General features: G+C 65.1%; 16 protein-coding genes. 7 read left to right on the top strand and 9 right to left on the bottom strand.

What is annotated here, in order from left to right; genetic code table 11:
- Positions 1-93 precede the first annotated feature (93 nt).
- From ACOCMM_RS07535 to ACOCMM_RS07515, 5 genes are all read right to left on the bottom strand, one after another.
- Positions 94-1,272: a 4-oxalomesaconate tautomerase gene (locus ACOCMM_RS07535; RefSeq protein ID WP_419552564.1), complete on the bottom strand. Its 1,179-nt coding sequence runs from the start codon at positions 1,270-1,272 to the stop codon at positions 94-96.
- Positions 1,273-1,411: 139 nt separating this feature from the next.
- Positions 1,412-1,693, bottom strand: coding sequence for a type II toxin-antitoxin system HicB family antitoxin (locus ACOCMM_RS07530; RefSeq protein ID WP_419552563.1), 282 nt, complete (start codon positions 1,691-1,693; stop codon positions 1,412-1,414).
- Positions 1,694-1,699: 6 nt separating this feature from the next.
- Positions 1,700-3,076, bottom strand: a complete 1,377-nt coding sequence (locus tag ACOCMM_RS07525; protein ID WP_419552562.1) for a TrpB-like pyridoxal phosphate-dependent enzyme — start codon at positions 3,074-3,076, stop codon at positions 1,700-1,702.
- A gap of 185 nt (positions 3,077-3,261) precedes the next feature.
- The gene (locus ACOCMM_RS07520) at positions 3,262-3,492 is read right to left on the bottom strand and encodes a type II toxin-antitoxin system HicB family antitoxin (protein WP_419552561.1); all 231 of its coding nucleotides are present in this window, start codon (positions 3,490-3,492) and stop codon (positions 3,262-3,264) included.
- Positions 3,493-3,536: 44 nt separating this feature from the next.
- Positions 3,537-3,683 (bottom strand): type II toxin-antitoxin system HicA family toxin, encoded by a 147-nt coding sequence (locus tag ACOCMM_RS07515; protein WP_419554837.1) that lies wholly within the window; start codon positions 3,681-3,683, stop codon positions 3,537-3,539.
- Between the two features lie 108 nt (positions 3,684-3,791).
- Between ACOCMM_RS07515 and ACOCMM_RS07510 the strand changes: the two genes are divergently transcribed.
- The 4 genes from ACOCMM_RS07510 (at position 3,792) to ACOCMM_RS07495 (ending at position 8,558) form a co-directional block, all read left to right on the top strand.
- On the top strand, positions 3,792-4,844 hold the full coding sequence (locus ACOCMM_RS07510) for an LLM class F420-dependent oxidoreductase (protein WP_419552560.1): 1,053 nt from the start codon (positions 3,792-3,794) through the stop codon (positions 4,842-4,844).
- Positions 4,845-4,971: 127 nt separating this feature from the next.
- Positions 4,972-6,150 carry an ATP-binding protein gene (locus ACOCMM_RS07505; RefSeq protein WP_419552559.1) on the top strand — a complete coding sequence of 393 codons (1,179 nt, stop codon included), beginning with the start codon at positions 4,972-4,974 and terminating at the stop codon, positions 6,148-6,150.
- Positions 6,151-6,186: 36 nt separating this feature from the next.
- The gene (locus ACOCMM_RS07500; RefSeq protein ID WP_419552558.1) at positions 6,187-6,942 is read left to right on the top strand and encodes an SDR family NAD(P)-dependent oxidoreductase; all 756 of its coding nucleotides are present in this window, start codon (positions 6,187-6,189) and stop codon (positions 6,940-6,942) included.
- Between the two features lie 29 nt (positions 6,943-6,971).
- Positions 6,972-8,558, top strand: a complete 1,587-nt coding sequence (locus ACOCMM_RS07495) for a sulfatase (RefSeq protein ID WP_419552557.1) — start codon at positions 6,972-6,974, stop codon at positions 8,556-8,558.
- A gap of 106 nt (positions 8,559-8,664) precedes the next feature.
- Here the strand turns inward: ACOCMM_RS07495 and ACOCMM_RS07490 are convergent, their stop codons facing one another.
- From ACOCMM_RS07490 to ACOCMM_RS07480, 3 genes are all read right to left on the bottom strand, one after another.
- On the bottom strand, positions 8,665-9,441 hold the full coding sequence (locus tag ACOCMM_RS07490; protein WP_419552556.1) for a hypothetical protein: 777 nt from the start codon (positions 9,439-9,441) through the stop codon (positions 8,665-8,667).
- The gene (locus tag ACOCMM_RS07485; protein ID WP_419552555.1) at positions 9,438-10,322 is read right to left on the bottom strand and encodes a DNA-methyltransferase; all 885 of its coding nucleotides are present in this window, start codon (positions 10,320-10,322) and stop codon (positions 9,438-9,440) included. The genes ACOCMM_RS07490 and ACOCMM_RS07485 overlap by 4 nt, the downstream gene beginning before the upstream one ends.
- A gap of 236 nt (positions 10,323-10,558) precedes the next feature.
- Positions 10,559-11,806 (bottom strand): ATP-binding protein, encoded by a 1,248-nt coding sequence (locus ACOCMM_RS07480; protein WP_419552554.1) that lies wholly within the window; start codon positions 11,804-11,806, stop codon positions 10,559-10,561.
- A gap of 235 nt (positions 11,807-12,041) precedes the next feature.
- Here ACOCMM_RS07480 and ACOCMM_RS07475 point away from each other — a divergent pair, with 235 nt between their 5' ends.
- Positions 12,042-12,887, top strand: coding sequence for a VOC family protein (locus tag ACOCMM_RS07475; RefSeq protein WP_419552553.1), 846 nt, complete (start codon positions 12,042-12,044; stop codon positions 12,885-12,887).
- Here ACOCMM_RS07475 and ACOCMM_RS07470 read toward each other — a convergent pair whose 3' ends face one another.
- Complete coding sequence (locus tag ACOCMM_RS07470) at positions 12,888-13,637, bottom strand: J domain-containing protein (RefSeq protein WP_419552552.1); 750 nt, start codon at positions 13,635-13,637, stop codon at positions 12,888-12,890.
- Between the two features lie 152 nt (positions 13,638-13,789).
- On the opposite strand from ACOCMM_RS07470, the gene ACOCMM_RS07465 reads away from it, so the two are divergent.
- Both ACOCMM_RS07465 and ppk1 read left to right on the top strand, forming a co-directional pair.
- Entirely contained in the window at positions 13,790-15,262 is a 1,473-nt protein-coding gene (locus ACOCMM_RS07465; RefSeq protein WP_419552551.1) for an acetyl-CoA acetyltransferase, read from the top strand.
- A gap of 171 nt (positions 15,263-15,433) precedes the next feature.
- Positions 15,434-17,536, top strand: coding sequence for a polyphosphate kinase 1 (gene ppk1, locus ACOCMM_RS07460; protein ID WP_419552550.1), 2,103 nt, complete (start codon positions 15,434-15,436; stop codon positions 17,534-17,536).
- Positions 17,537-17,758: the final 222 nt, after the last annotated feature.

The following is a 17,758-nucleotide window of genomic DNA, read 5'->3' as shown; positions in this document are numbered from 1 at the left end:
CGACAAGCCTGCCGCTACGAGGCCGCCACGGCTGTCCCGAGCTACGGGGGTTGCTCAGCTTCGAGGCGGGCGGGTTCGAGGGGCGGCTTGGTTTCAGGCTGGCCAGATGTCGATGGGCACGTAGGCCATCCCAGCCATGATCTTGCGGGCCGTGCGGGTGACACCGCCTGCGTGAATGCGGACGCCATCGGCGAGTCGCTCCGCCAGCAGCGAGACATCAAACGTGCCGCTCGGGTGCTCGATTGCGATGTCGACGGGCACGCCACCGACAGCGGCTCCAGTGCCGTCGGGTTGACCCGCCGCCAGAGCTGCCAGCGACGCAGCCACCGTGCCGACCATCACCGAGGCCGCTGCCACGCAAATCGCACCGGAGACCGCATGGGTTGGATGGCACTGGGTCGGCGTGAAGTAGCGAGAAGCAATGGTGCCGCCGTGCAGTGGCTCCGACAGCATCCCGAACTTCGGGACGACGCTCTGCGACACGTCGCCAAGACCCATCCGGGCACCGGCCTCACGGCGAATGGCCTCCATCAGGGCCATGAAGGCACTGTCGGACTCCAGTTCGTCCGGCGTCTCCCGACCGGTGCAGCCAAGATCCAAAGCCCGCGCCAGCACCATCGGCATCGCTACGTCAATCAGCGTGACCTCGACCTCCGTCGGGCCGTCGGTGCGCCGACTGGCGACCGGGACCACCTCGCTCGTGCGTCCTGTCGGCAGCATCGAGCCGGTAACCGAGCCTTCGATGCCGCGGAATCGCAGTTCGATCGGCGCGGCCGTGCCGTCGACTCCGTCGATGGCGCAGTCGCCGTCATAGCTCACCTCGCCTCCCGGTGTCTGGCACACAACGTCGATGAAGGAGTCGGTGTTGACGTTGCGGACAACCAACGACGTAGTGGGATCTCCCGCTGGCACGAGCCCGTACTCGATGGCGAACGGGCCCACGCCAGCCAGCATGTTCCCGCAGGTCGGCTTGGTGTCCACCGTGCCCCAGACGGGATCTATCTGAGCGAAGAGGTAGTCGACGTCCGCATCGGGATGGCTCGAGGGGCCCACCACGGCCACCTTGCTGGTCACGGTCGTGCCGCCGCCTAGCCCGTCGATCTGCCGTCCCTGGGGCGAGCCCATCACCATGAGCAACACCGCATCACGCACGTCGAGATCGGTCGGCAGATCGTCAGCCAAGAAATAGGGGCCGCGCGACGTGCCGCCGCGCATCAGCACGCACGGGATCGACCGTTGCTGCGTCGGCAAGCCCAATGACCCCAATGACATCGCGGCAGCCTGCCATGCTCAGCGCTGTGAATTCAGGAGCGTGCACACGCTCAGGCGCATCAGCAGTTTCGTGTCGGGCATGTTCGCCTTCACGCGACGGTCAGCAATTCTGCCGCGTCGGCCGGGATACCTCCGAATGTCAGTCGGTGCCTGCGGACACCTCTACTTGGGCCGCGGACGAGATCGGTTCGGGGATCTCGTCGCCGTCCTCGCGCATCCATTCAAGGTGGTACCTGAGCGCCTCCTGCATCTGCTGCACGGTCTCCTCGTAGGTTTCCCCGACAGCGATGCAGCCGGGGACATCCGGTACATACGCTGAGTAGCCCGTGCCCGTCGTCTCGACGATCGCGGTACCGTCGACTGCTTCAACTGCAAAGCGTCCCTCGTAGGTGGGCCGTTCCGCCGACCCTGTGGCGAGCAAGAGCGCTCAGGACACCGCGGGCACGCCAGCCATGGCGGCCTCGATGGCGTCATCGCTGAGGTCGACATCGACGAGTGCGCCCGAGAGGTAGGCCTCGTACGCCGGGAGGTCGAGGTGACCGTGCCCGCACATGGCAGTCAGGATCGTGCGTTCCTGCCCGGCCTGTTTCGCCGCTTCGGCCTCGCGCAGCGCCGCTGCAATGGCGTGCGTGGGTTCGGGTGCGGGAACGATGCCCTCGCTGCGGGCGAACTGCACTGCCGCCGCAAAGCACTCCTCTTGTGGCAGCGCCAGCGCTTCCACCAGACCGAGGTCGTAGATGTGCGACAGCAGCGGCGACATCCCGTGGTAGCGCAGACCGCCGGCATGGATCGGCTGGGGAATGAACCCGTGGCCGAGGGTGTGCATCTTGAGCAGCGGGGTCATCATTCCGGTGTCGCCGAAGTCGTAGCGGTACTCGCCCCGGGTGAGCGTCGGACAGGCAGCAGGCTCGACGCAGCGGATGGTCGGGTCCATCCGTCCGGCCAGCTTCTCCCGCAGGAACGGGAAGGCCAGCCCAGCGAAGTTCGAGCCTCCGCCCGTGCAGCCCACGATGACGTCGGGCGTCTCGCCGATCTTCGCCAACTGCAGCAGCGTCTCTTCCCCGATGATCGTCTGGTGCATGAGCACATGGTTCAGCACGCTGCCGAGCGCGTAACGGGCGCTGGGGTCCGCAGCCGCGGTAGCCACTGCCTCGGAGATTGCGACACCCAGCGAGCCCGGGTGGTCGGGATCGGCTGCCAGCAGCGACTGGCCGTACTCGGTCGCGTCAGATGGGCTCGAGTGCACGCGGGCACCCCAGATCTCCATCATCGTCTTGCGATACGGCTTCTGGCGATACGAAGCAGCCACCTGCCACACCTCGCACTCGATGCCGTATTGGGCGGTTGCGAACGCCAACGCTGAGCCCCACTGTCCGGCCCCCGTCTCGGTGGTGAGCTTCGTGACGCCCTCGGCGTGGTTGTAGAAGGCCTGCGGCACGGCGGTGTTCGGCTTGTGCGAACCGGCCGGACTGACCCCTTCGTACTTGAAGAAGATCCTTGCGGGTGTGTCCAGCGCAGCTTCAAGCCTGCGAGCGCGGTAGAGCGGGCTCGGCCGCCACAGGCGATACACGTCAAGCACGTCGCCGGGGATGTCGACGTAGGACTCGCCGGTGACCTCCTGCATGATCAGACCCATCGGGAACAGCGGAGCCAGGTCATCAGGACCGATCGGCTCGCGTGTGCCCGGGTGCAACGGCGGCGGAGGCGGTGCCGGAAGATCGGGAATGACGTTGTACCACTGGGTCGGCATTTCGGTTTCGTCGAGTACGACCTTGGTCAGGCCGTCACTGCGTTCATCGCTCATCGCGTGCTCCTTCCCTCGTGCATGACGCAACTGTGACTGGACAGGCTGCGTGCGCGCGGACTGTACCCGCCGTCGGCGGTGAACCTCGCCGCCAGCGCATCGAGACCATCCCGGCGATCCTCGAGAGCGACAAGTCCGTCAACTGCAGCGCCCGCGCGCAAGAGCGCAGAACCAACTCAGGTGTATCAGCTGATGCTCGCTGGAACCTCAACCTCGATCGCAGACGAGATCGACTCGGGGATATCGTCACCGTCCTCGCGCATCCATTCGAGGTGGTACGTGAGTGCCTCCTGCATCATCTTCGTGGTTTCCTCGAAGGTCTCTCCCGCTGCGATGCAGCCGGGGACATCTGGCACATACGCCGCATAGCCAGTGGTGCTCCGCTCCACGATCGCGGTGTACGTCAAGGTGCTCATGGGAACCGCCCCCGTTCCAGTCCGGCCTGCTTCAGGATGTTCTTCTACGTCCCCGGCGGGAGTTCACGGCTGGGCTTCCCGGCGATGGTCACCTTACCGGGCTTGTCGGAATGCACGTAGTGACGATGGCTGCCGCGAGTGTTCTTAAGACGCCAACCATCAGCCGTGACGATCCGTACCGCTGCTCGCACCGTAGGCACTCACAGGAATCCTAGTTTTTCATTAATTTTCAATCTATTTCATTTCCACGCACGGGCACCGGGAGGCGTCAGGCGTCGAGGCCTGCCAAGCTGGGCGGCGTGAAACTTGCAACTGGAGTCGGATACTGGTCGGCAGGGCCGCCACCGGACGCGCTGGAGACGCTGCAGCTTGCCGAGCGCCTGGGCTTCCATTCGTTCTGGACCGCTGAGGCCTACGGTTCGGACGCCCTCACGCCGCTCGCGTGGTGGGGCAGCCACACCGAGCGCATCGGCCTGGGCACGGGCATCGTGCAGATCTCGGCCCGCACGCCGGCCGCAGTAGCCATGGCGGCCATCACGATGGACCACCTCAGCGAGGGTCGGTTCATCCTGGGCCTCGGCGTGAGCGGCCCACAGGTGGTTGAGGGCTGGTACGGCCGGCCCTACCCCCGCCCGCTCGCACGCACCCGGGAGTACATCGAGATCATCCGGGCAATCCTTGAGCGCGACAAGCCGGTCAGCTTCAGCGGCGACCACTACCAGATGCCCTACCCGGGCGGCATGGGCTTGGGCAAGGCGCTGAAGTCGACCGTGCACCCGCTTCGGCCCGACGTGCCGATCTACCTCGGCGCCGAGGGGCCGCGCAACGTGGCGCTGGCGGCAGAACTCTGCGAGGGCTGGCTGCCGCTGTTCTTCGCCCCCAAGGACAACCAGTTCTACGTGGATGCGCTGAACGCAGGCTTCGCCACTGCGGGCAAGCCACAGATCGGCGCCGACGGGCGCATTCCGGCCGACGTGGACTTCGAAGTCGTGTGCCCCATGACCGTCGTGCCCGGCGACGACATCGAACAAGCAGCCAACCGTGTGCGCCCGATGCTGGCGCTCTACATGGGCGGCATGGGTGCTCGAGACGCCAACTTCCACTACGACGTGTTCTGCCGGATGGGCTACCAGCACGTCGCCGACGAGGTCCAGGACTTGTACCTGAACGGGCGCAAGCAGGAAGCCGCAGCAACGATCCCCGTCGAGCTGGTCGAAGAAGTGGCGCTGATCGGGCCGATGGACAAGATCGCCCGTGACCTGCGCCGCTGGGATGACACCGTGGTGACCACCCTGCAGATCGCCGGCCCGCCGAAGCTTCTCGAAGCAATGGCCGAACTCGTAGCCGACTGAAGCCACTGCCACGGCCGTCGAGTCCCGCCCCGACCACCGCCGTCGAGTCCCGCTCCGACCGCCTCCAAGGAACGGCTAATTCAAAATTCAACTTTGAATTAGCCGACAACGCGGTAGCCTCAAAGCCATGCTGATCAAGCGAGATTTGGCACCGCGACTGGCAGTGGCAGCCAGAAAGTGGCCCGCAGTCACGCTTACCGGGCCGCGCCAGAGCGGGAAGACGACCCTCTGCGCGTCCGTCTTCGGCGACCGCCCGCAAGTGTCGCTCGAAGCGCCCGATGTGCGTGCATTCGCGGCCGAAGACGCTCGGGATTTCTTGGCGCAGTTTCCCGACGGCGCCGTGATCGACGAAGTGCAACGTGTGCCCGAGTTGCTCTCCTACCTGCAGGGAATCATCGATGCCGACCCGGTGCCAGGCCGATGGATCCTGACGGGTTCGCACAATCTCGCTTTGGCTCAATCGGTGAGCCAGAGCCTGGCGGGGCGCACCGCCGTCCTCCGACTGCTGCCGTTGTCCCGCAGCGAAGCGATCCGCTTTCCGGCTCATCCACAACGGCTGGACGAGACGCTGATCGCCGGTGGCTACCCGGCGATCTTCGACAGGGAGCTCGAGCCCGCGGAGTGGCTCGCTGAATACGTGGCCACGTACATCGAGCGGGATGTGAGAACAGTCAGCAACGTCGGAGACCTCGAAGCGTTCCAGCGATTCGTGCAGCTCTGCGCCGGCCGAACCAGTCAGTTGCTCAACTACTCGGCCCTCGCCGCCGACTGCGGGGTATCCCAGCCAACCGCCAAGGCGTGGCTCAGCATTCTGGAAGCCAGCTTCGTGGTCTTTCGCCTTCCGGCGTTCCAGCCGAACCTGCGCAAGCGCCTCGTCCGGATGGCGAAGCTGCATTTTGTCGACACCGGCCTGGCCTGCTGGCTGCTCGGCATCCGCGAGCCTGACCAGCTGCGTTTCCATCCGCTGCGCGGTGCCTTGTTCGAGACCTGGGTCGTCTCGGAGGTGACCAAGCAGCGGGCGAACCAAGGGCTCGTAGGCGGCACCTACCACTACCGCGACCGCAGCGGGACCGAAGTCGACCTCGTCCTCGAGTCCTCACGCGGCATCTCACTTGTCGAAGCGAAGGCATCCACGACAGCTTCGACGCGAATGCTGAGCGGACCGACGCGGGTACGGAGCCATCTGGCCAGCGCACATCCGCAGGCAGAGGTTGTCGTGATCTATGGCGGCGACGACACCCAGCGGCGCAATGACGGCTCGCTCATTCCGTGGCATGGCCTGCATCGAACCGAGCTGGGCCCGTGACGCGGACAGCGAGTTGGCGCGCGATGATGCTTCGTCATGGACTTGACGGGGAAACTGGCAGTAGTCACCGGAGGCTCGGGCGACATCGGACGAGCTATCTGCGAAGCGCTGGCCGCGGCGGGTTCTGACGTCATCGTGACCTACGTGGGCGATCAGACACGAGCCGAGGCCAGCGCGGAGCTCGTGCGTGCCGCCGGACGCGCCGCCAGCGTGCTGCAGCTCGACCAGCGCGACGAAGCCTCGATCGATGCCGCGGCCGCCACGGTGGCCGAGCACGGCCGCTGCGACGTGCTCGTGAACAACGCTGCGTGGAACATCGGCATTCCGTTCAGGAATCTCGGGACGCTCGACTCCGCAACCTGGGATCGAGTGCAAGAGACCAACCTTCGGGGGCCCTTCCTGCTGACCCGGGCGCTTGCAGAACTGCTGCAGGGCGGCGGCGGGCGGGTCGTGAACATCGCCTCGGTGGGTGGCCTGCTCCCTGGCTCCAGCAGCATCGCCTACAGCTGTTCGAAGGCGGCCCTCATCCACCTCACTCACTGCATGGCCGTCGCCCTCGCTCCTGCGGTCGCCGTCAACTGCGTGGCGCCCGGCCTGGTGGAAGGAACACGCATGGCCGCCCGCCTGCCCGACGAGATCTCCGAGGGTGCCCGGCGCGCAGCGCTGCTGGGACAGGTGGGCAGCCCGATCGACATCGCCAACGCCACCGTGATGCTGTGCGAGGCAGAGTCCATCACCGGTCAGACCGTGGTGGTGGACGGCGGCAACCCGGCCGCAATGAACTTCGGCTGAGCGACCCAGCTCGGCGTGAGGAGCCCCCGATGACCTCCGCAGAAAACGGTGCGCGATCGGAGCCCAACGTGCTGTTCATCATCACCGACCAGCACCGGGCAGATCACACTGGCTTCGGCGGCAATGAAGTGGTCCGTACCCCCCACCTCGATGCGCTGGCCGCGCGGGGCATGGTCTTCGACAACGCCTGGGTGGCAAATCCGATCTGCATGCCGAACCGCTCCACGATCATGACCGGCCGGATGCCCAGCGCCCACGGCGTGGTCTTCAACGACCGATCGCTCGAACCCGGCGCCAACACTCACGTGCGACAGTTCCGCGCAGCGGGCTACCGAACGGCACTCATCGGCAAGTCGCACCTGCAGCACGGCATGTCTCGCAATGCGGTGTTCCCGGCAAATCAGGCATCCGGAGCGGTTGACGAGTACTGGCCGGCGGGCTGGGACACGCTCGAGGACGCTGAGCGCTACCTGGAAGGTGCACCGGAGTTCCCCGACAGCTTCTACGGGTTCGAACACGTCGAGTTGGCGATCGACCATGGTGCACGGGTCAGCGGGCATCACCTGTTGTGGGCACTCGATCGCGGCGGCCGGCTGGAAGACCTGATGGTGCCGATGACTGCCGAGTCGCCCGCACGACGCCGCTCCGAGCGCTGGTGGCAGGTGTACGAGCCGCCCTACAGCGCCGAGTTCCACTCCAGCACGTTCGTGACCGAGCGCACCATTGCCTTCATCGAAGATGCCGCCAGGCGGGACGGTCCCTGGCTGGCGTGGGCCTCGTTCCCCGACCCGCACCACCCGATGTCACCCCCCGGCGAGTGGTTCGACCGGCACAGCCCCGACGACATGGAGCTTCCGGCAACCGTTGACGATCCGCTGGTAGGAGCGCCCCACTATGTGCAGCTCGTCAGCCAGCTTCATCCGAGCAGTCAGCACAACTGGGTCACGCCGTGCGGTGTGGCCGGCGACCACGAGCTCGTGCGAGAGGCCATGGCCGCCACCTACGGGATGATCGAGATGATCGACGACGGCATCGGCCAGATCCTGGCCGCGCTCGACCGTCTCGGTCAGGCCGACAACACGATCATTGTGTTCACCAGCGACCACGGCGACATGATGGGCGACCACAGCCTGATGCTGAAGGGCTTCCTGCACTACCGCGGCACGCTGGCGGTTCCGATGGTGATCGTCGACCCGCGGCGCCCCTCGGGTCGCACCGATTCACTGGCCGGAAGCATCGATCTGGGTCCGACGTTGCTCGAACTCGCCGACGTGCGTGGCTACGACGGCATCGGCGGCCGCAGCCTGGTGCCGGTGCTCGATGATGCTGGCGCCAGCGTGCGCGACGAGGTACTCGTCGAAGACGACTTCCCCGGGGCGCTCGTGTTGAACCTCCCGATCCCGTCCAAGACCCGGACGCTCGTCACAGCTGACCTGAGGCTGACACGCCACAACAACGGTTCTGAGCAGCTGTTCGACATGGCGGCCGATCCCGACGAGGTGGCGCCACTGGGCCGGAGTGACCCGGCCCGGCGCGCCGAGATGTACGAGCGGCTGGCAGCAGCACTGATGGAAGCCGACGACCTCGCGCGCGGCATGCCGCTGAGTGCCGCCTGACCCAGCACGCTGACCGTTCAAGTTGCAGCGTCACCCCATGGGTAGCGAGCCGGCGTCAGCAGGGTCTGAGTGTTCACCAAGACGCAGTCGGCAGTGGGGCTGACCGCTAGGAACCGCGTTCGCCGAGTTCCCATTCTTCGTGGACTACGCATGCCGAGAGCTTGATTTGTTTGACGGTCACCTTTGCGTCAGACCTGTCCAGCGAAACACGGGCTGCCGCAGCGTCCCCTTGGAACGAGCAGTCGAGCGTTGGACCGTCGGCCTCGAACGCTGGCTGACCCAGAGACTGCAACGACGCGAAGATCGCGCTCGGTATCTCGACGAGCTGATACCGATAGGGAATCGACTGGGGATCGTCGCGAAAGGCCCGGAGCATCACAATTGCGTCGACTGCATCGCAGTATTGCTCAAACAGGGTGAGCGTCTCCGCCCGGCGACTCTTCGCCGATCGGACATCTTGAATCCACGCAGCCTCGGTGAGTTTCGAAATGTGGATGGTCGACTGCGACAGCCTCTGGGCGGCCGTCGACTTCAACGAGAGCCGTCGCGATCGTCCTTCAGGCGTTTCCACCGTCAGATCGACAAAGCGCTGTGTCGCCGAGGCCGGCGGATCGACGCTCCAACCAACGGCTTCGCATGCGTCCCGAAACGCGTTCTCAAAGCCAGTTTCCTTGAGCGCATCTACAGCCAACCCATGATGCGCAGAAATCAGGAGGCCGAAGTACTCAATCCAGTCTGGCTCGGCGGTGATCCAGGTTTGCCCCACCGCCGAACGCTGAGCCTGGGGTGGCTCCGAGAGCGATTCGACCATGCGGGCAACGAAGCGCACCCCCATTGGCGACAAACTCTCGATCTTGCGCCTCAGGGCGTCGCGGTCGCTCATTGAGCCAAGCGTCGCTCGATGAGATCCACGAATGCCGGGTTGAGCTCGATGCCGGCCCATCTGCGTTCGAGAGCTCGTGCGACGAGCAGGGTTGTGCCGGAACCTGCATAGGGGTCCAAAACGATGTCACCGGGCCTGCTGGTGATGGTGACGCACTGAGCTGCGAGCGTCAGGGGCATGACCGCCGGGTGATCCTCGACCCCACAGTCGTCGCGCCGTCGTGGCTCGGTGTTGATCTCCCAAACGGTCCTCAGGCGACGGTCGTTCGGTCCACGGACGGCATCGACGTCGTAGAAGTAGTCCTTGTTCTTCGACAGCAAGAACACGGTCTCATGTGCCTTCGTCGGACGGTCCCGGACCGATTCTGGGTGGGCATTGGGCTTGTGCCAGATCACTTCCGAGCGAAGCCACCAACCTGCATCTTGAAGCGCGAACGCCAAGCGCCACGGTACTCCGATGAGGTCTTTCGGCTTGAGACCCTCAGGCGTCGCTGGCCGAACCCGCATCGCACGCGCCCGGTTCTTGCGGTCAGGGGCTCGATAGCGCCGGTTGCCCGAGGTATAGCTGTCACCAACGTTGAGCCAAACGGTGCCGTCGTCGGTGAGCACGCGCCGGACTCTGTCGAACGTCATGACGATGCTCTTGATGTAATCAGCCAGAGCGTCGTCCCGGCCGATCTGGTCGTCGATGTCGTAATCCCGCAGAGACCAGTACGGCGGCGACGTGACGACGGTCTGAACACTCTGATCGGGCAGCAGGTCTAAGGCCACTTCGGCTCGCCCGCACAGAAGCGCCGGCCGATCGAGGTCGCGAGGAGTGTCAGCGCACGGCAGATCGTAGCGCCGGTGGCTTTGCAACTTCCCGGTTGGTCGGCGACCCATCACCGCCGACCGTAACCGGTTCACTGCAACTCGAGGCGAATCCTCCGCGCAGACTTGGAACAATCGTTCATCCATCTTCAAGAAGCTACGTCGCGGGTGTGACGATGATGATCTCGAGGTGCCGCTCCATCGGGACGGCGTGCGTAGTCATCACATGCGACCACTCACGCCCGGTAGCCGACCTTGCGCGTAGGAAGCACATCAGCCGCGCTGGGCGCATGCCGCCAACTCGTCTGCTATTGCGCGAAGTCTCCGATCGCCGGCCCATTCGGCGAGATATGCGGGGCTTGGCTTCGTTGGCTGATGACGTTGTCCAGCGTCCGGACGACGAAGGGATTGGCGTTCTTGAGGCTGACACGCGAAAAAAACGAGAAGTGCCCCATCTCGACGACAAGCTTGGCTATGAACTCGTCGGCAAACGACGCTGAGATCAACCCAACATCAGCAAAATCAACTTGCGCCTTGGAATCACGGAACTGGTCCATCAGATTCCGAAGCTTCAGCCGCAATTGTCGGCCGGTCGCCCGGTTGCCGAACCCGCTCGCCTCTTGAGCGACGGCGAACTCGATCTGGTCGTCTTCGCTCAGGTGGGTCATCTCGAACTCTGGGGTAGGAGGAGACCCCCACAATGCCTTGCTAATGTCGATCTCAACGTTCGTGGGCAGTATGAGGCACACGCTCGTGCCGGGCACGGCTCCGCAGAATGCAGCAGACACGTCGCCGCTGCTGACGTCGAGCTCCGCGTTGCCCGACATGATCGTGAGTTCGCCGCTTGCTGCCGTCACGATGCGGACCGAACCGGCCAACCCGTTGCCTTGGCCAGCCGCCTTGTCGCGCGTGACGCCTGCCTCGATCGCCAAACGGATGGCTTCCTCATCGCTGCTCGGATTGTGGGACTGGCTGAGCGACTTGCGGATCCCGCGCCCGTAGTCCGACACGACAAGATCGACTTGTTGCTGACCCGGATGGCTAACGACCTGAATGAGACCTTCAGCCTCAGTGCCTGGCTCAGCGGCATGGACAAGCACATTGTCCGCCAATTCGTTCAGGGTCCAAGCGATGGAGTCCAAGACACCAGCCGAACAGCTCATATGGCGCGCGAGTACCTCAAGCACATCGCTGATGACAGAATTCAGACGTGCTGAGTCGCTGTAGGACTGCACGGGGATGAACGAGCGTGCCGCGTCGACCGGCAAGGCGTCGCGGCCTTCCAGAAGCGCCGTCCAACCCGCCGTTCTCCAGTAGCTGTCGTCAAACGGGTAGGCGATCTCGACATCGGTGCCGCCAGCTCGTAGATGCTTGCAAAGTGCAATGAGCGGAACGACCGCCGTGGCATACGCGTAATTCACGTAGCGGAGATCGAGATAGAACTCAGAGGGATCGGAACGGCCGAAGAGCTTACGAGTGATCTTGCGGTAGTCCCATCGTTCGAAGACCCGCTCGAAGTCCATTTCGACGATGTCGCCGCTCACACTGTGGGGCACGAGAAACCTCGTATGTCTGTCGAACCGTGGCGGGATTTGACCCGTATCGGTCAAGGCTGACGGTGCGCAGCCGATTGCTGCTGTGGCCGCTAAGGCAATAGTGAAGCGGGGTGCCGAAGCGGCTGCAACATGCAGCAGATGCGAACGCCTGGTCGCGGCCCTGGTCGAAGCTGACGACTTGGCTCGCGGCATGCCGCTGCGTGCCGCCTGACCGGTCTGCGTAACCTCACCCGACATGCCGACGGACAAGCTCGTCATGGACCACGTCGCGGTGGTCAGCGACCATGCCTGGGACAACGTGATCCGCTACAGCCGCGACCTCGGCGGTCGCTGGATCGGCGGCCCCGACAACGACCCTGTGTTTGAAGCCGGCGACGACTTCTACTTCTGCCAGATCTCGTTCGACGGCGGCACGAGGATCGAGATCCTCGAGCCGATCGAGCACGAAGGCAGCGATTTCCTCCGTCGCTTCCTGGCCCGCAACGGCCCCGGCCCGCACCATTTCACTTTCAAGACGCCCGACTTCGCCGACACCGTCGGGGCCCTGTCGGCCGCGGGCTACGAGGTCATCGGAACAAACGAATCGAACCCGATGTGGAAGGAAGCCTTCCTGCATCCCAAGGACAGCTGGGGCATTGTCATCCAGATCGCCTGGGATGACGGCGGCAGCTGGGATGACGCCCCGCCCCTTCCGCCCACCCACCACGAACAGCCGACGGCGCTCGCTTCGGTCATTCACCTAACGGCCGATGTACAGGCCGCTGCAGCGATGTTCGAAGGGCCGCTCGGCATGGAACGGGTGGACGAATGGAAGAACCCCAACATCGGAGTTGGGGTCGAGTTGCGCTCGGGGCCATGGAACCTGCAACTCATCCAGCCGGCCGAGCCGAACATGGCACATTGGATGGGCAACCGATCAGGCCGGCTTCAGCTGCTGCACTTTCAGCTCGACGACCCCGGCCTGGTCCCCGGCGCACGCCGCGTCAGCGTGTGGGGAGGCGGCGAGCCGCAGGACTCAATGTTCGAAGTGCCGCCCGAGCACAACCTCGGCGTCCGCCTCCTGCTCACCGAACCAGCCTGATCACGGGCTCGTCGTAGGCGGCTGCCAACGATCGACTGGCACGAGGCAGAGGCGCCGGCCGGCGATCGGGGCCTCGTGCATCACAGCATGGGGATGACGACAGCGGTCACCGGGTGACATCGTGACGATCTGATCCAGGACGCCGTCATTCTGGGACCAATCGCACGCGACCGTTCGCAGCGTTCCATTGGGGGCCGTCCAGAAGCACTCTCCGATCTCGAGGACTGCAGCCGACGTTTGCTCTCTGTCGCTGCCGGCAGACATGTAGGCGCTCGCCACGAAGATCACGATGCCGAGGGTGGCCGCCACAGCCCACGGCAGCACGCGCACCACGATGGCGGCACCGCGATGGCTGACAACAAAGCCGCCGGGGCCGCCGGGTTCGGTCGTTGTCCCCGTGCGTTCGTGCGCCCAGAGATCTTCGAAGTCAGCGTCAGACGCCGCTGTACTGCCGGATTGCGGAGCACTACTGGCGTCGTGGGCCGCAGCGGCAGCTTCGGCCGCGGGCTTGGCGAGTTCGGCGCGCTCGGAGTCATAGCTACGTCGCGACTCATCGGTGCCGAGCACTCGCCAGGCTTCGTTCACTGCGCGCATTCGACGGTCTGAACGCTCGCTCTGCGCCTGGGGAACCTGGCCACGTTGATCGGGATGGTTGGCCCGTGCGGCCCTGATCCATGCGCGCCGGATCTCTGCTGTATCGGCGTCCGGACGCACACCCAGCGTCGCGTAGTGATCGGGCAACTGGGCCACCGTCGGCCTCCCAACTGCGACGCTACATCCGCTCACGAACGGCCATGCCGCTGCAGCTGCGATTGCGCAGCGCACCGCCGGAATCGTTCACCGGAATTGGCAGGGCGCGGCTCGCTACTGTGCGATGCCACGAAAACGCAAGGCGGTACAAAATGTCGGACATCGGATCACGCACCCCCGTCCTGGTCGGTGCCGGGCAGTTCATCCAGCGTCCGGAGAACCCCGTCGAGGCACTGGAGCCCGTGGCCATGATGGGCGAAGCGCTCGCCAACGCGGCCCAGGACGCCGGCGCGCCGGGACTGCCTGCGCGCGCTTCGCACACCTGGGTCATCAAGGGTGCGTGGCCCTACCCGGATCCAGCGGCTCTGCTCAACCAACGATTCGGCGCGACCGGCAAAACCGGGCTGTCGACTGACGGGGGCAATACGCCGCAATCGCTGGTGAACGTGGCCTGCAATCGCATTGCGGCGGGCGAAGCTGACGTCGTGCTGATCGCTGGCGCGGAGGGCATCTGGAGCCGTCGCCGGGCACGCCGTGCGGACCAGCGGATTCCCTACACGGACCAGACCGGCGCCGTGCCCGACGAAGTGCTGGGCCGCGACGTCATCATGAACAACAAGGTCGAAGCCGAACGGGGCTTCAGGGATCCCATCAACCTCTACCCCGTATTCGAATCTGCGTTCCGAGCCTCACGCGGCGAGACCATGGAGGGGCATCGGGACCGGCTTGCGGCGATGTGGGAGAAGTTCAACCAAGCGGCGGTGGCCAACCCGTACTCGTGGATCCGCACACCGATGACGGCGGAAGAGATCCGCAATCCGAGCCCCACCAACCGGTTCGTGGGCTTCCCCTACACCAAATCCATGAATTCCAACTGGGACCTCGACCTCGCCGCTGCGCTCATCGTGTGCTCTGCCGAGGCCGCGTCGGCCGCCGGTGTGCCGACCGACCGCTGGCTGTTCCCCCACGCAGGAACCGATGCCCGCGACACCGATTACGTGTCGAATCGCGGCGACCTGCACAGCTCCCCTGCCATCCGCGTCGCCGGACGCCGAGTCATGGAGCTGGCGGGCGTCGGCGTCGACGACATCGACCACGTCGACCTGTACTCGTGCTTCCCCTCCGCTGTGCAGATCTCTGCCACCGAGCTCGGCCTCGGTCTTGACCGAGACCTGACACTCACCGGCGGGCTCACCTTCGCCGGTGGTCCGCTCAACAACTACGTCACCCACTCCATCGCCACGATGGCGGGTGTCCTGCGAGACAACCCCGGAAGCATCGGGCTGTGCTCGGCGAACGGCGGCTACCTCACCAAGCACGCATTCGGCATCTACTCAACGGAGCCGCCCGCGGACGGATTCCGCCACCAGAACTGCCAAGATGAGATCGACCGGTTCCCGTCTGTCGAGCTCGACGCCAACTACACCGGCAGCGCAACCGTCGAGGCCTACACGGTGATGCATGGCCGGACCGAACCCGAGGTGGCATTGGCCGCAGTGCGGACGCCGAACGGCCGGCAGTGGGTCCGCAGCACCGACCCGGCGCTCATGGACGAGATGACCCGGACCGAGTTCATCGGTACCGACGTCGTGGTCAACGAGGACTTCGAGTTCGCACCGGCCTGATCAGCAGCCGAACCAGCCGTTGTCCACAGGGCCGGTCCACTCCTTGCCCACACGTTTTCCACAGCCGAAGAACCCACTGGCGCAAGCACCGATGCTTGCGTAATCTCACGGGCGCAGGGCGTACCGCCCCCACCGCGCCCTGTTCCGGACGCACTGGGGGCGTGAGTTGTCATGTCCGCCGCCAACGGGACCCGATCCCTCAAGCGCTACCTCAACCGAGAGCTCTCCTGGCTGGACTTCAACTACCGCGTCTTGGCACTTGCTTGCGACAGCGATCTGCCGCTGCTCGAGCGCATCAAGTTCGCGGCGATCCATGCATCAAACCTCGATGAGTTCTTTCAGGTGCGAGTTCCCACGGTGCTCGACTCGATCGACGCTGGAGTGCGGCGCTCAGGCCCGGACGGGCTGACGCCACGAGCCCAGCTCAAGGGCATTCGCGCCGCTGCCGCCGAGCAGCTCCGGGATGCCTCGGCCCTGTTCGAGGACGAGCTGCGGCCGGCGCTCGCAACCGAAGGGATCGAGTTTGTCGAGCCGGACGACCTCGACGACACCAACCGCGCGTGGGTCGCACAGCTCTTCGGCGAACAGGTCTTTCCGGTCCTGACACCGCTCGCCGTCGACCCTGCGCATCCATTTCCTTACATCTCAGACCTGTCGTTGAACCTCGCCGTGTTCGTGGAGCACTCCCGCAGCGGCCCGTCGTTCGCCCGGGTGAAGGTGCCGCCGATCCTGCCGCGCTTCCTGGCCCTGCCCGACGGGCACCGCTTCATCACGTTGGAGTCAGTCATCGCCGGGCACCTGGGCGATTTGTTCCCCGGTGTGAAGGTGATCAGCCACAGCACATTCCGGGTCACCCGCGACGCCGATCTCGACATCGACGACACCGAAACTGATGATCTGCTCAAGCACATGGAACTCGAGCTGCGCCAGCGGCGTTTCGGCGGAGCCGTGCGGCTTGAAGCTGCGCCTGACCTGAGCAGGGCTGCATTGGACATGCTGACCCGCGAACTCAAGCTGACCCACGACGACGTCTACACCTCGAAGGGGTTGCTCGGCCTGTCGGACCTGTTCGAGTTGTACGGGATCGAGCGCGACGATCTGAAGACGCCCCCGCACAACCCGCGCACCCCGCTGCCGCTGCGCGCACCGAGCGAGGCACCGTCACTGCTGGGGGCGGGCACTGGGGGCCGGCGTGGGGCGGCACCCGAACCAGAGGTCGGAGTCGACTTCTTCGATGTCCTCAAGCGCCAGGACGTCCTGGTGCATCTGCCGTACGAGTCGTTCAACACCAGCCTCGACGCCTTCATCCGCCAGGCGGCCGTCGACCCTGATGTGCTCGCCATGAAGATGACCATGTACCGGACCTCGGAGCGGACCCGGCTGGTCGACTCGCTCATCCGGGCTGCGGAACGCGGCAAGCAAGTCGTGGTCGTCGTCGAGCTCAAAGCACGCTTCGACGAGCACGCGAACATCGAGTGGGCACGGATTCTGGAGCGCGCGGGCGTCCATGTCGCCTACGGGGTCGTCGGACTGAAGACCCACTGCAAGCTGGCGATGGTGGTGCGGCGCGAGCCCCGAGGCATCGCTCACTACTGCTTCATCGGCACCGGCAACTTCAACGCCGACACAGCCCTCATCTACGAGGACTTCGGGCTGCTGACCACCGATGCCGACTTTGCCGCCGATGTCGCAGGACTGTTCAACTCGCTCACCGGCTACAGCCGTAAGACCGACTACCACAAACTTGCCGTGGCGCCGCACAGCCTCGGCCAGTCGCTCGTGAAGCACATTGCGGCCGAGGCCGCGGAGCCCGACGGCCACATCGTCATGAAGATGAACGCCATCGTGGACAACGACGTGATCGACGCGCTCTACGGAGCGTCACAGCAGGGCTGCCGCATCGACCTCGTCGTGCGAGGCATCTGCTGCCTGGTTCCCGGCGTGGCCGGCATGAGCGAGAACATTTTCGTGCGCAGCATCGTCGGCCGATTCCTGGAACACAGCCGCGTGTATCGGTTCGGCAATCCCGCCCGCGGCCACACGATCCTGCTGGGATCAGCCGACGCCATGCCTCGGAACTTGCGCTACCGCGTGGAAGCGCTGGCGCCGGTGGATTCGCCCGCGCTGGCCGCTGAGCTTACCGAGCTCACCGACATGTACCTCGACGACGGCATCGCTCACTGGGAGCTCGGCAGTGACGGCGAGTGGACCCAGTACTCGGGCACCGACTTGCACGAATTGATGCTGGCGCGCCATGCCGATCGTCGCTCCTAAGAAGAACAGACGTCATAGCTGAGGGGGCAGCAGGGGACTCTGCGAGGTTGGAACCTGCTGGATTCCCGGAGCAGAGGGTCCTGGTGCCCCCTCAGCGGGCACACCTAGCCGCAGGACCGCTGCGATTCCCATTGCTTCACCGGGTTGGTAGAATGGTTTCCGTGATTCGCGTCTCGACTCACACCACGCTGCATTCCGCAACCGGGCTGCTCCTTCTTACCT

Source organism: Candidatus Poriferisodalis sp., from assembly GCF_965198245.1.
Taxonomy (GTDB): domain Bacteria; phylum Actinomycetota; class Acidimicrobiia; order Acidimicrobiales; family Poriferisodalaceae; genus Poriferisodalis.
The sequence above is the reverse complement of the archived record's forward strand: the minus strand, read 5'-3'. Positions and strand labels throughout refer to the sequence as shown.